Source organism: Ruegeria sp. AL11 (assembly GCF_056540865.1).
Genome location: NZ_JBQFXO010000033.1, coordinates 1 through 1914, shown reverse-complemented (window position 1 = coordinate 1914; position 1914 = coordinate 1). Strand labels below are relative to the sequence as shown.

The following is a 1914-nucleotide window of genomic DNA, read 5'->3' as shown; positions in this document are numbered from 1 at the left end:
GCAGTACTCTGGTCAATGACCTGGACGCCGAAATCGCTGTCGTGCGTGAACAGGTCGAACAGTTTGTTGCGCTGAACAGCCCCTGCATCGTTTACGCCGAGTGTTCCAATACCGTCCAGGGGCAGATCGGAACGCCGGTCAATGACCGCCCGAAGCTGTCCAAAGACGAGGTTCTGGCCTATGCGGGCAAGCTGACCGAGCTTGCCAAATGGATGGCAGATCAGGGTATGCCGATGGCCTATCACCATCATATGGGCACGATCATCGAAAGCGAAGAGGATGTGAACTGGCTGATGCAGGGTTCAGGCCCCGAGCTGAAGCTGTGTTTCGATACGGGTCACTTGCTGTTTGGCGGTGGCGACGTGATGGCCACGCTGAACCGTTGGGGCGACCGGGTGCACCATGTCCACTTCAAGGACATCCGCCCGGACATCGTGCAGGACACGCGCGAGAACAATCGCAGCTTTCTGGATGCGGTGATCGCCGGCGCGTTCACCGTGCCGGGTGATGGGTGCATCGACTTTCAGGCCGTAGCCAACGCGTTGAAAGCAATGGATTACACCGGCTGGATCGTGGTCGAGGCCGAGCAGGACCCCGCCAAGGCGCCGCCCTATGAGTACTCCAAGCTGGGCTATGACCATATCGTCGAGGTTTGCGGCAAGGCAGGGTTGGAGATCACCGTTTAATCACCGCCCCTCGGGGCAACACCGAAGCCATGAAAGAGGAGTTTGTCATGGTACATCAAGAACTTGGATATGTCGGCTATTTTGACCGGGAATCCTGCGATCTGGATGAGTTCAAGGTGTTGACCTCGCAAAACCTGACAACCGGTGCGGTGCCTCATGCCGCATCGGTACAAAAGAACGTTCCGATCTATGATATGCACGCCCTGCGCCCGGCGCTGGAGAATGCGGATCAAAGAAAAGCGCTGCTGGCAGAATGGGCAGGCGTGTTGGACAAATCTGCGGGTGTGATCGTTCTAAAAGGCGCATTTGCGGATACGTCCGTGATCGACCGGGCGACCGCTGTGTTCCATCAGATCATCGAGGAAGAACGTCAGGGCGGGGCCGGGGAAGGTGACCACTTCGCGGCCTCGGGCGCGAATGACCGGATATGGAACGCATTGCAGAAACAGTGCTTGCGCGACCCCGAAGGCTTTGCACTCTATTTCGGGAATGTGGCCATTGCAACGGCTTGCGAAGCGTGGCTGGGGCCGAACTATCAAATGACCGCGCAGATCAATCAGGTGCGCCCCGGCGGCAAGGCACAGCAGGCGCATCGGGATTACCATCTGGGCTTTCAAACCGCTGACAGCGCCGCCCGGTATCCGGCCCATGCCCATCTGGTGACGGCCTCGCTGACCTTGCAAGGCGCGGTTGCGCATTGTGACATGCCCGTGGAAAGCGGCCCAACCAAACTGTTGCCGTTTTCGCAGCTTTACGCGCCGGGATATCTGGCCTTTCACGATGCGGCACACCGGGCGTTTTTCGAAGAGAACTACATTCAGTTGCCCCTTGAAAAGGGGGATGCCGTTTTCTTCAACCCGGCGCTGTTTCACGCTGCCGGGGAAAACAGCAGTGCGGATATTCAGCGGATGGCGAACCTGTTGCAGGTCTCGTCTGCCTTCGGTCGTGCGATGGAGATGGTTGACCGGCAGTCCATGTCGCAGGCGGTGTTTCCGTCGCTGGCCGCCCTGAAACAACGGGGGGCGCTGAGTGCGCCAGAGCTGATTGCGGCGATTGCCGCAACGGCTGAGGGCTATCCGTTCCCGACCAATCTGGACACCGACCCGCCGATTGGTGGCAACGCGCCCGAAAGCCAGGCCGACATATTGCACCGGGCCGTATCGGAAGGGTGGGCCGAGGCTCAGCTGTCTGCCGCGCTTTTGGCCCTGCAAGCACGGCAAGCGGCCTG

Annotated in this window: 2 protein-coding genes; both read left to right on the top strand. The window is 59.6% G+C overall.

The window, feature by feature from the left end:
• Positions 1–686, top strand: a 686-nt coding sequence (gene iolE / locus ACR0IP_RS23045) for a myo-inosose-2 dehydratase (protein ID WP_480528143.1), incomplete at its 5' end; no start/stop codon positions are given.
• Positions 687–733: 47 nt separating this feature from the next.
• A partial coding sequence (locus ACR0IP_RS23040; RefSeq protein ID WP_480528142.1) for a phytanoyl-CoA dioxygenase family protein occupies positions 734–1914 on the top strand: 1181 nt, incomplete at its 3' end.